The 18,979-nt window shown below is 36.1% G+C and carries 11 protein-coding genes and 1 other RNA gene; 2 read left to right on the top strand and 10 right to left on the bottom strand.

Translation table 11 applies throughout. The features are described from left to right. Positions 1 to 4: 4 nt before the first annotated feature. The 9 genes from ACK4HO_RS07965 to ACK4HO_RS07925 all read right to left on the bottom strand — a co-directional run bounded on the left by ACK4HO_RS07965 (position 5) and on the right by ACK4HO_RS07925 (position 16,306). Positions 5 to 2,104, bottom strand: coding sequence for a glycoside hydrolase family 97 protein (locus tag ACK4HO_RS07965; protein ID WP_409664676.1), 2,100 nt, complete (start codon positions 2,102 to 2,104; stop codon positions 5 to 7). Between the two features lie 94 nt (positions 2,105 to 2,198). After that, entirely contained in the window at positions 2,199 to 4,502 is a 2,304-nt protein-coding gene (gene bglX / locus ACK4HO_RS07960) for a beta-glucosidase BglX (RefSeq protein ID WP_409664674.1), read from the bottom strand. 9 nt (positions 4,503 to 4,511) lie between these two features. Next, complete coding sequence (locus ACK4HO_RS07955) at positions 4,512 to 5,216, bottom strand: prolyl oligopeptidase family serine peptidase (protein ID WP_409664672.1); 705 nt, start codon at positions 5,214 to 5,216, stop codon at positions 4,512 to 4,514. A gap of 1 nt (position 5,217) precedes the next feature. Next, positions 5,218 to 6,582 carry a glucoamylase family protein gene (locus ACK4HO_RS07950; RefSeq protein ID WP_409664670.1) on the bottom strand — a complete coding sequence of 455 codons (1,365 nt, stop codon included), beginning with the start codon at positions 6,580 to 6,582 and terminating at the stop codon, positions 5,218 to 5,220. Positions 6,583 to 6,662: 80 nt separating this feature from the next. Continuing rightward, a complete protein-coding gene (locus ACK4HO_RS07945; protein WP_409664668.1) occupies positions 6,663 to 7,562 on the bottom strand; it encodes a LamG-like jellyroll fold domain-containing protein in 900 nt (299 codons plus the stop codon). A 31-nt stretch (positions 7,563 to 7,593) separates the two neighbouring features. Continuing rightward, a complete protein-coding gene (locus ACK4HO_RS07940; RefSeq protein ID WP_409664666.1) occupies positions 7,594 to 9,051 on the bottom strand; it encodes a RagB/SusD family nutrient uptake outer membrane protein in 1,458 nt (485 codons plus the stop codon). A 13-nt stretch (positions 9,052 to 9,064) separates the two neighbouring features. Beyond that, complete coding sequence (locus tag ACK4HO_RS07935; RefSeq protein ID WP_409664664.1) at positions 9,065 to 12,046, bottom strand: SusC/RagA family TonB-linked outer membrane protein; 2,982 nt, start codon at positions 12,044 to 12,046, stop codon at positions 9,065 to 9,067. Between the two features lie 250 nt (positions 12,047 to 12,296). After that, positions 12,297 to 15,044: a LuxR C-terminal-related transcriptional regulator gene (locus ACK4HO_RS07930; RefSeq protein WP_409664662.1), complete on the bottom strand. Its 2,748-nt coding sequence runs from the start codon at positions 15,042 to 15,044 to the stop codon at positions 12,297 to 12,299. Positions 15,045 to 15,103: 59 nt separating this feature from the next. Then, entirely contained in the window at positions 15,104 to 16,306 is a 1,203-nt protein-coding gene (locus ACK4HO_RS07925; RefSeq protein ID WP_409664660.1) for an NAD(P)-dependent oxidoreductase, read from the bottom strand. A 159-nt stretch (positions 16,307 to 16,465) separates the two neighbouring features. Between ACK4HO_RS07925 and ACK4HO_RS07920 the strand changes: the two genes are divergently transcribed. Together ACK4HO_RS07920 and ssrA are read left to right on the top strand one after the other, a co-directional pair. Continuing rightward, entirely contained in the window at positions 16,466 to 17,668 is a 1,203-nt protein-coding gene (locus ACK4HO_RS07920; RefSeq protein WP_409664659.1) for a serine hydrolase domain-containing protein, read from the top strand. Between the two features lie 46 nt (positions 17,669 to 17,714). Beyond that, positions 17,715 to 18,112: a transfer-messenger RNA gene (ssrA, locus tag ACK4HO_RS07915) on the top strand. Between the two features lie 518 nt (positions 18,113 to 18,630). On the opposite strand, the gene ACK4HO_RS07910 is transcribed toward ssrA, so the two are convergent. Then, positions 18,631 to 18,979: T9SS type B sorting domain-containing protein (locus tag ACK4HO_RS07910; protein WP_409664657.1), on the bottom strand; the 349-nt coding region annotated here is incomplete at its 5' end.

The following is an 18,979-nucleotide window of genomic DNA, read 5'->3' as shown; positions in this document are numbered from 1 at the left end:
AGTTTTAATTGATTGGCACAAAACTAATAGCCGTTCCACCACCAGCAGCCAAAACTAATTTCAGCTTGCTTTTGGAAGTCACTGTCATGGTTTTAATTTCGTAGTTAATTGGGTTTTTCTCCCAATGAGCCGTTTTTCCGTCTTGGTAAATGATGGCTTTGTATTTTTTATTCGGAGAAAGGAAATCCAATTTGATTTCTGTATTTCTGGCGTTTTCATCACTGATAGCGCCTAAAAACCAATTCTCGGATTTTTTATCTTTACGGGCAATAGTCAAATAATCTCCCGGTTCAGCTTCAATATATTTGGATTCTTGCCAATCTACCGCAACGTCTTTGATAAATTGAAACGCATCTGGGTATTTCTCGTAGTTTTCCGGTAAATCAGCTGCCATTTGCAACGGAGAATACATGGTTACATACAAGGCTAATTGTTTGGCCAAAGTAGTGTGAACCTGCTCTTTTTTACTTTTGTCATAAAAGCTCATTTTAATTTCAAAAATGCCCGGTGTATAATCCATTGGTCCGCCTAATAATCGGGTGAATGGCAAAATGGTTTCGTGCATTGGCGGATTTCCATTGCTCCAAGCGTTGAACTCATTTCCACGAGCGGCTTCGGCAGCAATGTAATTCGGATATGTTCTGTGGTAACCGGTTGGACGAGAACTTTCGTGTGAATTGACCATCATTTTGTAATCGGCAAAACGTCTGGCTACGAAATTGAAATGGTTGACCATGGTTTGCCCATCGTGAAATTCACCACGCGGAATAATTCTGCCTACATAACCTGATTTTGCTGCAGGATAACCATACTCTTTCATCAAGTTTAACGCTCTGTCTAAATGTCTTTCGTAATTCGCCACCGAACCCGAAGTTTCGTGGTGCATAATCATCTTAACGCCTTTGGATTTGGCGTAAGCGTTAATCTCGGCCAAATTATAATCAGGATAAGGCGTCGTAAAATCGAAAACATCTTCTTTCCAATTGCCGAACCAATCTTCCCAACCAACGTTCCAACCTTCGACTAAAACACCGTCAAAACCGTGTTTGGCTGCAAAATCTATATAGCGTTTTATATTAGCCGTAGTTGCTCCGTGTTTGCCACTGGCAATTAATTCTTTAGATTCTGTATTTTGGGCATTTTGGCTACCGGCATAATCCCAAGTTGATTTTCCTACGTGCATTTCCCACCACACACCAACATATTTCATAGGTTTAATCCATGAAGTATCTTCAATTTTTGATGGCTCGTTAAGATTTAAAATCATTTTGGAACCAACAATTTTTCTGGCATCATCGCTTATCATAATCGTTCTCCAAGGTGAAACGCATGGTGCTTGCAAATAGGCTTTATCGCCAATGGCATTTGGCACTAAACGAGAGGTAAGCGCATTTGTTATTGGATTTAAATCCAAATGCATTATTGGATAATTGACTACGGCGGCTTCAAAAATATTAAGGTATAAATTGTCGGCGGTTTTCATCATTAATGGTGATTGTACAACGTACTTTTCGGCGATTGATTTTAATCCGATACCATTATTTAAATCGATTTTTTCAGTATTGACTTCTGACAATAAAGTTTCATTATAAGCATATTCCTGACTGTCAAAATCGCCCGGAATCCAGAACGTTTTGTGATTTCCGGCTAAGTTGAATTCTGATTTCTCATCGGAAATGATGAAATAATTCAGACTGGATTGTTTTGGAAATTCATAGCGAAAAGCCATGCCTTCGTCATAAACTTTGAAGATGATATTGATCTTTCTATTTGTTCCTATTTGAGATAAACAAAAGGTCAATTCGTTATAATGATTTACAATGCTAGATTGCTCACCTAGAACCGGTTTCCATGTTTCATTAAAAGTTATTGTTCTGACACTGTCAATTTTAAAATTGGTTGCCAGATCGGTATCACCTTTCAAATAAATACCCAAAAGACTGTTCAGAACTATCGGTTTGTTTTTATAAGTCAACGAATAAGAAGGTCTTCCTTTTTCGGCCAATTTAAAATCGAGCGTAAGTTCTTTTGAAGGCGATTGTATCGTTTGCGCTTTAAGGCAAAAAGCGAACAACAACAAGGTGATGGTAATCGAATTTTTCATAAAGTATATTTTTGCTAAAGATAGAAATTACTCCTTACTTTAAAAAAACCCTTTAGTATTTAACCAAAGGGTTTTCCTTGAAGTAAACATAAAACTAATTAACCAAATCAAATTCTATTTTATTACTAGTATCGGAATTGCTTCCGATGAAGACTTGAAATTTCCCGGGTTCGGCTACAAATTGTAAATCTGAGTTATAGAACTTTAAATCTTCTACACTAATCTCAAATGTTACGGTTTGCTTCTCGCCCTTTTTAAGGTTTATTTTTTGAAATCCTTTTAATTCTTTAATCGGTCGGGTTATCGAACCCACTAAATCTCTGATATATAACTGAACCACTTCTTTGCCATCAAAATTTCCGGTATTGGTTATGTCAACTGAAGCTTTAAGTGTTTCATTGGCATTCATTACAGCAGAAGATAATCTCAAATTTGAATAATCAAAAGACGTATAACTCAATCCGAATCCGAATGGGAATAAAGGCTCGTTTCTTTCATCAATATAATTTGATTTAAACTTTTCGAAAATACCTTCTTTATTGCCTAATGGTCTTCCGGTGTTTTTTACAGCGTAATAAATTGGGATTTGCCCAACACTTCTTGGGAATGTAGTCGTCAATTTTCCTGATGGATTTTCGTTTCCGAATAAAATATCGGCAATGGCATAACCGGCTTCACTTCCGGCGAACCAAACATTCAAAATAGCCGGAACGGTTTTATTTTCGTCCGTTATAACCAATGGGCGACCATCAAATAAAACCAAAACAACCGGCTTTCCTGTTTTTAATAAAGCTTGTAACAAATCTTTTTGCGCTTGTGGTATTTCTAGATTAGTTCTACTGCTACATTCGCCACTGAATTCAGCTGATTCCCCTAATGCTGCCACAATAACATCCGCTTGATTGGCGATTTTCAGCGCTTCTGAGAGTAGTTCTTCGGTCGTTCTGTTATCTCTGTGTAAGGTTTTACCAAACATGGTGGCTCTTTCTTCTAAAGCGGCATCATAATCGAGATTACTACCTTTGGCATACAATATTTTGGCTGAATTTCCGACCACCGAATTAATTCCTGCGATCAATGAAATCGATTTTTCTTGTTTGGTTGCCACGCTCCAAGTTCCTGCCATATTTTCTTTAGCATCCGCTAACGGACCAATAACGGCAATGGTTCCTGACTTTTTTAAGGGTAACGTTTGGTTTTCATTTTTTAGTAAAACCAATGATTCTATGGCAATCTTTTTAGCTTCAGCTCTGTGAGATGAAGTAAAAATTTCCGTTTCCGCACGATTGGCATCACAATATTTGTAAGGATTATGAAATAGTCCCAAATCGTATTTGGCATTTAAAATTAACCTTACTGCGTTATCAATTTGCGACATTGAGATTTTGCCTTCTTCTAGTGATTTTTTAAGCGTTAGTAAAAAACCTTCGCTTACCATATCCATTTCTACTCCGGCATTTAATGCCATAGCAGCTGAGGTTTGCATGTCACCAACACCGTGTTCGCTCATCTCCATTATTGCGGTATAATCGGTTACAACAAAACCTTTGAAACCCCATTGTTTCCGAAGCAAATCTGTCAATAACCATTTATTACCCGTTGCCGGAATCCCATCGATTTCATTAAATGAGGCCATTACAGAAGCTGTTCCCGCATCGATTGCAGCTTTGTATGGAGGTAAATATTCGTTAAACATTCTGAGTTTACTCATATCAACCGTATTGTAATCTCTTCCACCTTCCGGTGCACCGTATAAAGCGAAGTGTTTTACGCAAGACAAAATTGTATTATTTTTCATTAAATCATCGCCTTGATATCCACTAACCATGGCTTTGGCAATTTGGCTTCCCAAATAAGGATCTTCTCCTGAACCTTCGGAAACTCTTCCCCAACGCGGATCTCGGGAAATATCTACCATAGGTGAAAACGTCCAATTTATGCCATCGGCACTGGCTTCTTGAGCGGCAATTTGGGCACTTCTTTTAATCAAATTCATATCCCAAGTACACGATAATCCTAGCGGAATCGGGAATGTAGTTTCGTATCCGTGAATGACGTCCATTCCGAAAAGCAACGGAATTTTTAAGCGACTTTTTTCAACGGCAATCTTTTGAACTTCTTTAATCTTTTTGACGGATTTTATATTGAACAAGCCACCAACTTTACCTTCTTCAATTTTTTTAGCAATATTTGAACTGTTGGCTTGACCGGTAGTAATATCTCCGGAAGTAGGTAAGTTTAGCTGTCCAAGTTTTTCTTCCAAAGTCATTTTGGATAATAAATCAGACACAAAAACTTCTTTTGGTGCAATTGTTATAGTGGTTTTACCCTTTTTAGCTTTTTGGGCAAAGGTTAATCCGGTTACCAGTAATAGGATTATTGTGGCTTTTAACTTCATTATAGTTCCTTATTTTTTAACTTGTTGCAACATCCAATCGTAGACTTCAGAGTTGTCATACACCCTACTCCAACTATCGTGATCGGCATCTGCAAATATAGTTAGTTGAACATCGGCGTTACATGTTTTAAGATTTTTAAATACATTGGTTACAGAATTTAAAACCACTACATCATCGAGCAGACCGTGAAAAATTCTAATGGGAATATCTTTTACTTTGCAAGCATCGTCTTCTTGCATTTGATTTACAAAACTTGCTATTGGGACTAAGGCAGCAAAAATCTCGGCGTGGGCTAATGCCAAGTCCCATGCTCCCCAACCGCCCATACTCAAACCGGTTAAGTAAATTCTATTGGCATCAATATTATTTTCTTTAACGATTTTTTGAATCAATTGGTAAAGCGATTCAGCTTCCCAATTACCATTTTCCGGACATTGTGGCGCAAGTATGAATGCGTCTAATTCATGATTTTGATTGTATTTTAATGGACCATGAATTTTAAGTTTTTCCAAATCTGTTCCTCTTTCACCGGAACCGTGTAAAAAAACAATTAACGGCTTTTTAGATTTTACATTTTTGGGTTGACTCAATAGATAACCATAAGAATAAGTTGTAGTTATTTGAGTCGAAAAGCTACCAGAAGTTTCTTGAGCAAAAGTATTAAAACTAGTACCGAAGAAACAGAACAGTAGTATTTTAAAATAACGCATCATATTAAAATCCGTGTTGTGTGGAAGTAAATCCTAAATTTTGCAAACCGGTTTGTATTTCAGGAGCTTGCATGAATAAGTTCCAAAGAAATCCTGTTCTGTGATTTTCAATCATTGGTGCAATAGTTCCTTGGTCGATGGCCAAGTATCTTTTAGTTACCCAATCGTGGTGAGGCGAAAAAGCATCATACGGTCCGGCGACACCTATCAATCTATCTTTCCAATTTTCATTTTCATAAAAAAACCGCAGTGCTTTCATTGATTCTTCCGGTGTATAAGGAAATGAGGATAAGGCAGCTGTTGGCGAAATCACACCTCTGTCGTTATTAGGTTGGTGTGCAGAATAGCCCGTTGTACCATTAGCATTACGAGAATAACTTGCTGTTAAACCCCAACATTCGTCGCTATAACCATTCCATGATAAAGGGTTAGCAATACAGTAAGCATTCATTATTTTGGTGTGATTTTGGGTCAATGTCCAATAATTGGCATACTGATCTGTTAAACCTCTTGGGTCTAATCCCATATAAGAATAATGCGACCAAAACATAGGTCCAACCGTTGAAGTTCCGTTATAACTAAAAACTCTGGGAATATTAAAACTTGTACTTGCACTAACAATATTTCCATTTCTGGCCCAACCTTCATGATAAGCGGCAGATGGAATCGGATGGGTTGGTGATGCAGCACCCATTATATAGGTAATCAAACATTCATTATAACCTTCCAACTTAAAATTTATTTGCCATTCATACTCAGGAGACCAATGCCAATACATGGCGTTTTCACCTTTAGTGTACCAATTCCAATCCACACCTTTCCATAGATTATCAGCTTTTAAAGCCAATGCTTGTTCTTCTGGAGTACCATTTTTGAAATACTCTCTAACACAGATTAATCCTTGACACAGGAAGGAAGTTTCAACGATGTCTCCACCATTATCAACAGTTCCGAAGGGAACGACATTTCCGTTCACACCATTCAACCAATGAGGCCAAGCACCGTGAAATCGGTCTGCGTTTTCAAGGAATGTAAGCGCTGTATTCAATCGGGTTACTGCTTCACCTCTTGGAACAAAGCCACGTTCAATACCTACCAGAATAGTCATTAATCCAAATCCTGAACCACCTGTGGCTACAAGATTTTCATCAACGGACGGTTCATCGATATGGCATCTTTCTCGGGCTAATTTTGAATTGGTTTCTGCATAATCCCAAAAGTATTTTAAAGCATCTTTTTGGGCCAAGTTAAGAATCTCCTCATCGGTTAACACTGTAGGTTCTTGTGTTTGCGTTGAAGAATCTTTTGAGCATGAGCCGAAAAGTAGTAAAAAAGGTAAAAGGATAATCATTTTGGCAATGTTTTTCATGATTGATGGGGAGATGATTAAATTTAGAATTAAAAAGTCTGGCAGTTAAACCACCAGACTTTTTTAAAATTGTCCAGGAATTATCTACCTGCTAGTTCTAACTCATACAATGAATTGATATCTGAAGCTGAAAGTGCTTTTTTCCAAACACGAATCTCGTCAATTTGACCATTCATAGGTCGTTGCCATGAATCAGCTGTGCCGGAAACTACTGTTCCAAATGTTCCGATAACTGCTTTTGCAGGTGTAAAGAAATTTAAAGGTAAAGCTGTTCCGCCATTTCTAGATTCCCAAACCGGATTAGAAATTTTTTGACCATTAGCATACACTTTGAATAACGCTGTTGGTGCATCCCATGTGATTACGTAATGAGCCCAAGCATTTGCATATTTTGCAGCATGAGCTACGTGACCAGCCGCAATGTCATCCGGACTTGGATTAGCTGAATTGATAATGTCTTGGAAATTAGCACTTCCATCACCGTTTTTAATTACGGCTAAACCTTTAACCACCAATGTGTCACTAGCAGAAGTTCTCCAACCTGTTTCAGACATTAAGTTTAAATTTCCTGCCCATTCATTTGGACGAGTTAAAGAGAATAACATTGTTGGGTGTCCATCTGTTCCTCCATTGTTAGTGATTTTAGCCCATAAACTAATTGACATACTGGCTGAAGTACTAGCCAAAGCCGTAATTTCAGGGTAAGCTAAATACCCGTTAGTCAGTACTAAACCGTCGCCTTTTACAGCGGTGTTATATGACGCTCCAACGGTAGCTGAAGGCGAAGTATTCGAAATACTTTCTTTACCATTGCCATTTAAAGGCCAATAGGCAACTAAATCTGTTGCTCCTACTTCACCAGCATTGTTGTAACCTCCAATTGGTGGCAATGAACTATCACTATCACTGCTACAACTTGTTAATGATGCAAATGCAATTGTTAAAGCAAATGCTGAAATAAAAATTTTGTTCGTTTTCATAATAAAAAAAATGGTTTAAGTTAAATTAATTTTAATACCCCGGATTTTGAGTTAGTAAGCCTCCGCTTGTAATTATTTGATTTTGTGGAATCGGAAACAATTCGTGAGTTCCAACTATAAATGTCTTGCCGTCAGCAGCCATAGCAGCTGATGCTTGACCGGTTCTGATTAAATCGAACCAACGGTCATGCTCCATTGCCATTTCTGCTCTTCGTTCTTTTAAAATGTTATCAAGGGTAACCGAACTTACTATCGGTAAACCGGCTCTTGCTCGTAAATCGTTAATTCTATCAGTAGCTTCTGAATTCAACCCAAGATGAAAGGCTGCTTCTGCTCTGATTAATAGTATATCACTATATTTTAAAATTCTCAGATTTTTAGCGGTTTGGGTTCGGTCTCCATTCCAAGATTCTGCTATACTACTCTGATAAGATTTGTAATTGTATCTTGCATTGGTCCAAGTAGTTGGTGCAACAAATCCATCCCAAAGTACTGACGGAACAAAAATGATGGAACTACTTCTTCTAATATCGCCCGGTTCAAAGGAATTGGCTAAGGATAATGATGGCGTATTAAAACCCCAACCCAAATCTGGTGTTCCTCTTGGTGCTTGAACATTTGTATAATCTTGTAACCCTTTGGTTAATGTGGCTTGTACTTCGTAAATGGATTCGGATCCATTTTCGCCTATTTCTTTCCAAACATCAGCATAATTGGTCATCAAACTGTATTGGGCTGAACTTATTACGTTACCACTCATATTAAATGATTCTTGCCATTTCTCTTGGTATAAATAGGCTTTAGCTAATAAAGCTTGTGCAGCACCTTTTGAAGCTCTTCCTTTATCATTAGGTGAATATGCTCCTTTTAAAGGTAGCTTATCGATGGCATCTAATAAATCTGTTTCAATTTGGGCATAAGTTTCCGTTTTTGACTTTCTGACGTATACCACTTCATTGATTTGTGCTGTATCATTGATATCAATTTTTGATGTTACCAACGGTACTCCACCAAAACAACGAACCAAATCAAAATAGCATAAAGCTCTAATGAATTTTACTTCGCCTATTAATCTATTCTTGAGGCTTTCTTCGATAGATAATTGTTCTAAATAAAACAAGGCATTATTAGCACGATATATTCCGTCATAACGACCTATCCAAACATCATTAAAGGAAATATCAGTTGGGCCAAAAGCCAAATTATCAAGTCTTCCTTTATCGACTCCAGTGTCAGTTAATGTAGAACCTTTATCGGCATCATCGGAGACAATACTAGTAATTCCTATCCATGAAAAGGCGTACATATTATAATCCAATTGTTTGTTGTAAACACCATTCACCAATTGAACGGCATTGTTAGGATCGTTAAGAAAATCAATCTCAGTTAAGGCATTGTTGGGTTCGACGTTTAAATCTTCTTCACAGGATAAGAAAATCAACGGAAATAAGAACAGCGCTATTGTTTTAAATTTTATGTTACAAATCATTTTTCATAGTATTTTATAGACTCATATTAAGACCAAACAAAAATGTTTTATTAGTTGGATATGCATCCAATTCAATTCCGGCACCACCAAGAGGATTTGCATTGTCACCACCAACAACTTCCGGAGAATACCCTGTATACTTGGTAAATACAAATGGATTAACAGCGGTGATATAAATCCTCACTCTTTCAATTTTGTTATAAAAATTTGGTATCGTATATCCAATGGTAATATTATTAATTCTCAAGAAAGAACCGTCTTCTAAGAAATAAGTAGAAGGTCTTGGTATTTCATTATAAGGCTTTGGATTGGTTGCATTGGGTGTTGAAGGTGTCCAGAAGCTATCCAAGTAACTGTACTCAATATTCTCTCCTCCAAAACGTTGCGCTTTCTTTCCATTGTAGACTTTATTTCCACCGACACCATAAGTATCCACGGAAAAGTCAAAATTTTTGTAACTTCCACCTAAACTCAATCCGTAAGTGTAAGTTGGCAAATAAGAACCTGCCACAACTCTTTCATCACTGTAAATAAAAGCGCCATCACCGTTAATACCGAGCACATCATAAACATAAAAACTACCTAATGGTTGACCAACCAATACTTGTTTGGTATATTCTCCATTACCTAAACCACCGCCAATTAATCTTGAAAAATAAGCGTTATTCACTTTGGTCAATTCGTTTTTATTGTGTGAAAAATTTCCGGAAACCCAATATTTTAGATTGTCGTTAATTTCAGCATCCCAACGTAATGAAAGTTCAATTCCTTTATTACTTACTTCTCCTGTGTTTACAGTCACTTCTCCCGGAGATAATACCGGTGGAAGCGTTACAGGAAGAATCACGTCTGAAGAAGTTCTGTCATAAACATCAATTGAACCCGAAAGTTTATTGTTCAAGACTTTGAAATCTAGTCCGAAATCAAACTCTTTCATGGTTTCCCATGTTAGGTTTGGATCAACTTGATAAGGCTGATTGCTTCCTGGAAAAATAGATTGATCATCTCCAAAAGCATAGTTATAACCCGCAGCAAATACAGGAATATTTAATGCATTCAGTGAATTTGCATTACCAACTTCTCCATATCCGGCGCGGAATTTAAGATAATTGATGAATTTTATTTTTTCTAAAAAAGCCTCATTAGAAATTACCCAACCGGCAGAAACCGCTGGGAAGTAGCCCCATTTTTTTACATCCTGAAACGAACTGATTCCTTCTCTTCTGATGGAAGCCGATATCAAATATTTGTTGTTGTACTCATATTCAGCTCTTCCAAAATAAGCTATAGAAACAATTGGAGTTGAATGGCTGTTAGCCACAACACTACCCGGTGCTGTATCTGCGTTAAAAGACGATAGATCTAAATACCAGTAATTGGAACTTTCCGGAACATTAAAACGAGTTCCTGATAAATATTCACCATTATTTTTGGTAGACCTAGACATACCGGCAATTACGGTAATATCATGCTTGTCAAATACTTTTTTATAAGTTAGGTAATTATCCCAATTCCACATATAATCATCGCTTTTGTATTGTTGAAGCGTGTTGTATTTTATGGGATTATCGCCGAAACTATCTTCATAATCTTGTAATGATTGTGTGGCATTTTGAGATAAATAAATATCCGCATTTGGCGAAAAATTGAAGCCTTTATTCAAAACATAAGTAGCACCAAAATTAGAAGTGTATTTTAACTCTTTCAACAAGGCAATTTCAGCGGCAACAGAACCTGACATTACAATATTCTTGTTTCTTTCATTGAAATAAGTAAGTTGGGCAACAGGATTAGCAACATTATTGAAACGATCGTTTCCATTAATATCTATCAGTCCGGTGGCTGGATTACGCAATGGTACTCCCCATCTTCCGTTTGGAAAAAACACCGGAACAATTGGTGATTGCTTGTAAGCATTCGTAAAAGCGTTAACAGGTTTTGGCGTATTGTTAGCGATAGCAAGATTGAAATTTTGAGAAATCTTTACTTTATCGTCAAATATTTTAAATTCGTTTCTTGAATTGATATTATTTCGTTCGTATTCGGTTCCGATTAAAATCCCTTTTTCTTTGTAATTTGTAGCTCCAAAATAATAGCTGGCGTTTTCATTACCTCCTGAAAATGAAACATAGTTGCTAATCACCTCACCGGTATCCGTAATTTCATCAAGCCAATCAGTATTATAAGGTTGTTCAAAACTATAATAAGAGGAAGAACCTGCAGCAACATTATTGTAATAGGCAAAGCGGTACGAATCGGCCATTTCGACTTTCTTTTGAATAAATTTTTGACCGTAGTAAGAGTCGTATTGCACCTTTATTTTTCCTTTTTTTCCTTTTTTGGTAGTAACGATTACAGCTCCATTGGCCGCTTTTTGACCATATATAGCTAAGGAAGAGGCATCTTTTAAAATATCAATAGTAGCAATTTCATTTGGGTTCAATCCATTCAATCCGGTAGCTTCTACCCCATCAATTAAATATAAAGGATCTCTTCCCCCTAAAACTGTTCCCAAACCTCTTATACGGATAGAAGGATTAGAGCCAGGCTCATCGTTGGTAACAATATTTACACCGGCAGCCTTCCCTTGGATAGCTTGTACAGCGGATTGCGAAGGTGTTTTAACAATATCAACCGCCTTAATTTGTGCCACAGAACCGGTAATCGAACCGGCTTTTTTAGTACCATAACCAACTACAACAACCTCTTTTAACAACTGATTGCTTTCATTGAGGGTTACAACCATATTCGGTTGGGCTTTTAAAGAAACCGTTTCAAAACCAATCATTGAAAACTCTATGTTATCAGCCAGATCAGCTTTTAAAGAAAAAACACCGTCAAAATCAGTTGATGTACTAATGTTCTTTCCTTTGACAACAACATTTGCTCCCGGAAGTGGCATTCCACTAACATCAATTACTTTACCTTTTATCTCTTGAGCGTAAGACACGTAACCAATAGTTAGCAACAAAAAATAAGCTAAGAAAATTTTCATTGTATAAAATTTGATTTTGTTTTAGTAAATATAGTGAACTAAATCGTTATAGTAGTTATACATATCTTACTACATTACTACATCTTTTTTTTAAAATAAAATCACAAATTATTAATTTTCAATTAATTAAAATATATATTAACAACAAAAAACACATCGATACACATCATTGATGATGTAGTATTGATGTGTTAATAATTGACAAAATAGTATAAAAAAAATTACAACTTTGACAAAAAAACACATAAAATTATGTGTTTATCATAAATTTAGAAAGACTGTCATCTGAGGTTAAGCCTAATTTCTTTCTCAAGCGGTAACGATGAAGCTCAACACCTCTGAAAGAAATATTCATTAACGGTGCAATTTCTTTAGAAGAAAGATTCATTTTTAGGTAAATACAAAGCTTAATATCTTTAGAGGTTAAGATTGGGTGTTTTTTAGACAATCGCTGTACAAACTCTTCGTTGCTTTGTAATAAGTTTTTCTCAAAACTCTCCCATTCATTTTTATTAATAGCATTAATCTTAATCGATTTTTTAATACTGCTTTTTAAATTACTGATATCACTCTCGGATTCTAATGCTTTTTGAATGCTTTCAATCATTTCTGATTGTTTGGCAATAGACAATGATTTACCGGCAACTTCAGAGGCTTTGGCTTGGATTTGAACTTCCAAAATGTGCTTATCATACTCTTGCAACTTCAACTTATTCTGAGCTTCCATTTCCAAGTGAAGAATTTCTTTTTGGTGTTTGAGTTCTTCCTCTTTTAACTTTAGTTTTTCGATGTAGCGGATTTTATTCCATTTATAATAAAGGTAAAAAGCTCCTACAATAATGAATACATAAATCAAAATCATCCAAAAAGAAATGTACCATGGCCTATCCACGCTGAAATTAAAGGAATCTAACTGAATGTAATTCTCTCCATTATTACAATAAACCGTGAATTCGTGACTTCCGCTGGACAAATTATTTAGAACAATGTTCGAATCTTTTAAAGAATTGTATTTATTGTTGTCATCCAGTATGTAAAAAAGTTCTTGTTTGTTGTAGCCATAATACTCAGAAATAACATCAAGACTGATTGACTTGTTATAGTCTATCGATGCTGATTTTTCAATAAATACTCCATCAACAGTTGCTTCCAATTTCACACTTTTGCTATGGGGATTGGGCTTGGCCTTTTGCAATTTAAATGCAAAGAAACCATCATCGAGATTTAATAAATATTGCCCATTGGTTTTAAACACCTTGGTATCTTGGTTGATAATTTTTCCTTCATAATACTTTTCAGGAATGAGTCGCCATACAAACTTATCATTGACTCTATTGATGACATAAAGTGACTTGTCTTTTAGAATAATAAAATTTTCATCATCAATTGGGATTAGCTCTGAAATATTGGAAAACGATTTATTGAAATAAGCATTCAGTTCTAACTTATCGGAAATAGCATTATAACCGTACCATTTTGAATTGATATAAAACAGCACATCATTATTAAAATTCACCATTTTAACACCATAATCATTGAGAATTTTATTCTTCTGGGTAATGTTTTCTATTTTCTTAACGGCGAAATTATCATCAAAGAGTATTCGATACAAGCTTCTGTAATTGTCTACAGCCCAAAGCTCATTTGGTTTGTTCTGTACTATATTTTTTATGGGCTTAGTAAGATTTGAAAAGTATTTGTATCGCTTAAAATCACTTGGATTCTCATAAATTACAATGCCTGAATAATTGGCTAAGAAAAAGATATCATGAAAATTACTCTTTAAGAACTTCCATCCGCCACTGACTTCATTTACTTTTTGCAAAACATCATGCTCATAAATATAGGTTCCGTCGTTGTGTCCGATGAGATATCTGTCATTTACTTTCAAAATATCCCAAACTTGTCCTTGAGAATCTGATAACAAGGTTAAAGTTTTATTCTGGTATTTAAAAACACCGTGATTGGAGCCTAAAAGCAATCCACCATTCAGTGGTGCCAAAGTATAAACCGAACCCAAAACACCTGTATTGTCTGAAAATATTTTATACGGAGAATTGATTTCGATATGAGAAATTCCGTTGTCCAAGCCAAGCCACAAATCATTTTCTTTATCCAATCCGATGCTTAAAATAGAGTTGTTCTTTAAGGCATTTTTTCGGCAAATATTATTGTAGCTATTGTTTTTTAAATCAATGACATAAACGCCTTGAAAAGCGGTTCCAATAACGAGTCTGTTATTAGAAATGGCTTTGGCAGTAATGATAATTTCCCTCTTGAGTAATTCATTTAAAGGATGTGACCAAGGTTTTAAAGTGTTGCTTTCTTCAATGTAAACGCCACTTTTTTGGGTAAAAAAGAACATTTTCCCATCGGCTTTGTCAATAGCGTGAATGATATTGTCTTCCAATAAATTCCATTTGTCAATCTTCTTGAATTTATTATTTTCAAAAAGAAAAACGCCCTCCTTTACCGAAGCAGCATAGATTTTATTTTCTACTAAAAAGCAATATGAAATTTGAAACGGAATCCTGATTTTTCGCGTCTTACCATTTTCTAACACATAAAGTTCATTGAAAGACTGAAAGTAAATTTTATTGTCATGCTTAAAAATCTTCCAAATCTCTTCGTTAATGGAGGAACCGGTAAAAAAATTTTTGTTTTCCGAAAGAGAAGTATATCGCAATATTCCGTTCTGTCTTCTCCAATACCCAAATTCATTGTAAGAACCCGAATAAATTTTATCACCATCCGAAAAAACGGATCTTATGATGGTTTTATTAGGCAAACTGTATTTTTCCCAACGAACACCGTTATAACGAAGTAAATAATGGTTATTGGCAAAATAAAAGGCATTGTCGTTGCCTTGGGTAACACTCCAAACCTGATTATCGCCATTGTAATTACTTTTGGTAAAGTTTTCTACAAACGGTAACAACTCCTGAGCATTCAAAAATGAGCAGAGCAATAAAAAGAAAAAGGCGATTTTGTTTCTCACTTTTGGCAGATTAATAGTCAAAAATAAAAAAACTTATGCCTTTTGGTACCAATTAAAAATTAATTTCTGTCAACGTAATCTTGTAAGTAAGCAAATCGAGGTGTGAGTTTGCCGTTTTCGGTGATTTTGGCGCGCTCTAAAATACCATCTTTGTCTCCGTTGAAAAATGCCGGAATCACATGTTCCATAAACATTTCTCCAAAACCTTCGCTTGCATCTTTAGGCAGTTCGCACGGCAAATTATCGACAGACATCACCATAATCGAACCCGGATGTGTAAACGGTACTTCTTTATTTTCAAAGGGTAAATAACCAAAAAACGGTTCGGCTATCGTTGAAGCTTTAATAGTACAAGCAATCGGTCCGTCAACATCACAAGAAATATCGGCTACGACTTTTATTTTACAATCAGCCGCTTTCAACATATCCTGTGTCAAAATATCAGGCGCATTATTCCCGTGAAAATGACCTGCCATGTATATATCAGCTACTTTAGTAAAACGTTCAAAGTTAGAAGTGTATTCTTGTGGATTTTTGTAAAAATCATTGTTGTCTGAAACTTGTCCGTCAAGACGTTTGTTATAGTCCAATACGTCGATTTGGGTATAAACAGGTTGTGAGTATACTTTATTTAAAAAGTCTGCTGCTGAAACTTCTTTAATCTTCATACCGTCCAAAATTTCTTTGGCACCCATACCTACTTTTCCGTGACCCGTTAAAACAATTTTGATATTGGGTAAAGTTTGTCTTTTTAAACGAACGATTAAATCATCCTTACTGTTTAAGGTTTCCGCTTTAGGTAAAGTAAACAAATCATATTTAATTCCGAAAGCTCTAAAGCCATTATAAGCACCAACAATTCCGGCATAACGACCAAAACCTATTAACCTTCTGTTGCTGGCATCTACGATTGTTTCGTGGTCATACAATTCAATATTTTTGGCCAAAATTGCTTGCAATAGCTTTCTGTTGTGTACTTGCTTTTTTATCGTATGCGAAAAGAAAAAGTACTTCTTATTCGGAATCAAAAAGTCAACCGGAATTTCCTTCACTCCAAAGAATACATCACAATCAGAAATATCTTCAGCTACCTCGATACCTAGTTTTTTATACGCTTCATCATTAAAAACTCTAATATCAGAGCTTTCCACTTTCACTATAGCTTCAGGATGTTCCTGTTGTAATCTCACCAGTTCTTCCGGAGTAAAAACAACTCTTCTGTCGGGTGGATTTTTTCTTTCTTTAATTATGCCGAATTTCATTCTCTCTTTTTTTTGTGCCCCAAAAGTAGTAGTAACGAAATCGTTTTCAAAACTTTTTCGGAAAAATAAAAATTGTGAAAAACCTGTTGAAAGCTTTGCAAAATATTAACGATACACCTTACCTGAATAATTATATTTGTGTTTCCATAAGTCTTTAAAATGAAAATCAAAAAATCCCACTATATACTACTTTGCAGTATCTTATTTTTAATCAGTACTTCCTGCTCCAAACAAGAGAAAACACAAGAGAGTATCATTAAAATCAACGAAAACGGAATTCCGGTTATGCAACCTATGAAAGAAGGATTGCCTGAACTTTCCAAATCATTCATCAATGACAAAAAATATGGTTCTGCTCGTTTTTTTGAAAAAACTTGGTCTGAAAAGAATGATAACGTGAGTTTTTTAGTGGCCAAAAACGGTCAAATCATCTATGAAAACTACATGGGCTACGCTAATAAACGAACCGATGAAAAAATAACGAAAGAAACACCATTACATATCGCTTCGGTTAGTAAAGTTTTGACAGCAACGGCAATTTTGATGTTAATTGATGCTGAAAAAATTAAACTCGACCAAAAAGTAACTACACTAATCGATGGTTTTCCCTATCCTGATGTTACAGTGCAAACGCTCTTAAACCACAGAAGCGGCATGAGAAACTATGCTTATTTCACGTTCGAAAATAATAACTGGGACAAGAAAAAATTATTGACCAATGAGGACATCGTCAAAGTAATGGTAGAGAAAGAAATTCAATTGGAAACCAAAACCGATACCCATTTCAGCTATTGCAACACCAATTATGCCATGTTGGCGCTAATCATTGAAAAAGTAACCGGATTAAAATATCCGGAAGCAATGAAAGAAATGATTTTTTCACCACTGGGAATGACCAATACTTATGTGTGTGATTTTGAAAAAGACAGAGAAAATATTGTCCCTTCCTATAAAGGTAATCATGTCGAAATTGGAACCGATTATTTAGACGGAATTTACGGCGATAAAAACATATATTCTACACCCAGAGACTTATTAAAATTTGATGCTGCACGCTATGCTCCTTTCTTCCTCAATAAAGAATTACTAAAGAAAGTATACCAAGGATATAGCTATGAAAGCAAAGGATTGAAAAATTATGGCCTCGGAATCAGAATGATTGAATTTGAAAAAGGAGAACCTTTCTTTTTTCATAACGGCTGGTGGCACGGCAATACTTCTTCCTTCATTAATTTGAGAAAAGAAAAAGTAACCATCATCACACTTTCCAATAAATTCACCCGAAAAACCTACCAGTCAAAAAAATTGGCTTCCCTTTTTGGCGATTATCCATTCAAATTGAATGAGGATAATGACGAATAATTAACTACTTTTGTGGTCTGATTTTTGCTAATCAGAATAATAATCTGGGGTCGACTGGTTTTGACAGCAAGTCGAATTGAACAGTAAGCACGTCGAGCATGGTACCTTTTGCTCGTAAATCCAAGGGTATAAACACATAAACGGCGAAAATAACTACGCTTTAGCTGCATAATCTGAATTAAAGTAAGATTTGCCAAGTCCCGACAAGGTCAGGAAGCTGGATTCTCCTCAGAAGCCTTGGTTTATGGCGTCTGGCTCAGGGGAACCGTAAAAGTAAACCTAGGAAAGGTAATGTTCTGAATCCTTTCTGACACTGATAGAGCTAAGCATTAGGCCGCTGTCTTTGGCATAGCCTACTGTCGAAAACCCAATCAAAGACTAAACGTGTAGAAAGCTCTTTAGTTGCTTGTTTGGACCCGAGTTCGACTCTCGGCGACTCCACACCAAGCGCGGTTTAGCGTATTAAAAATGGAAAAATCAGACAAGCTCGCTTGATCTGATTTTTCCATTTTTAATACGGCGGTCTTGAAAAAACCGAAAATTGCATTTGCAATTTTGGAATACCAGAGATGGGCGAAGCCACTCTCCCCGACTCCACACCAAGCGCAATTTTATTGCGGCTTAAAATAAAAAAATCCAACAAGTTCACTTGATTGGATTTTTTTATTTTAAGCCGTCAGCCTGGTAAAGGCTGAAAATTGCATTTGCAGAAAAGGAACGTTGGAGATGAGCGTAGCTACTCTCCCCGACTCCACAAAAAAAGCTTCATTTTTTTGAGGCGTTTTTTTTATTTTTAGAAGCAGATCATTTGTGCTTTTCTTCACTCCTGCTCCCGCTATCCGCGCTACATGCCTGCAGGCAGGCAGGGTAGCCAGCTCCTATCGGGGCTAATTACACGCATTGATTTTCTATCATTACAAAAAAGCCACTCGATTTGAGTGGCTTTTTTATAAATCTGTTATTTATCGTTTCAACGAGAAGTGCGCTTTAAATTGCTTCATCGCTCCTTGCTCAGGGAAATCTACCGTAAACCAATAATCTGTTGATGGTAATGGTTTTCCGTTGTAAGTTCCGTCCCAACCATCGCTTTGGTCACTGGCACTCAATTGTTTTAAAAGCTTGCCGTAACGGTCAAAGATGTATATCGTGGTTTGCTCAGCAAAATTCGATAAGCCTACTATATTCCAAGCATCATGGATGCCATCACCGTTTGGTGTAAAGTAACGCGGATAATCAATCACCATCACTTGATCTATTGTAAACTCTTCACAGCTAAACGCTACGCCACCTTCGGTATCCCAAACATGAATC

Origin of the sequence: Flavobacterium sp., from assembly GCF_046296355.1 — a bacterium.
GTDB lineage: Bacteria > Bacteroidota > Bacteroidia > Flavobacteriales > Flavobacteriaceae > Flavobacterium.
Note: the sequence above shows the minus strand (reverse complement) of the source record. Positions and strands in the feature narration are given on the sequence as shown.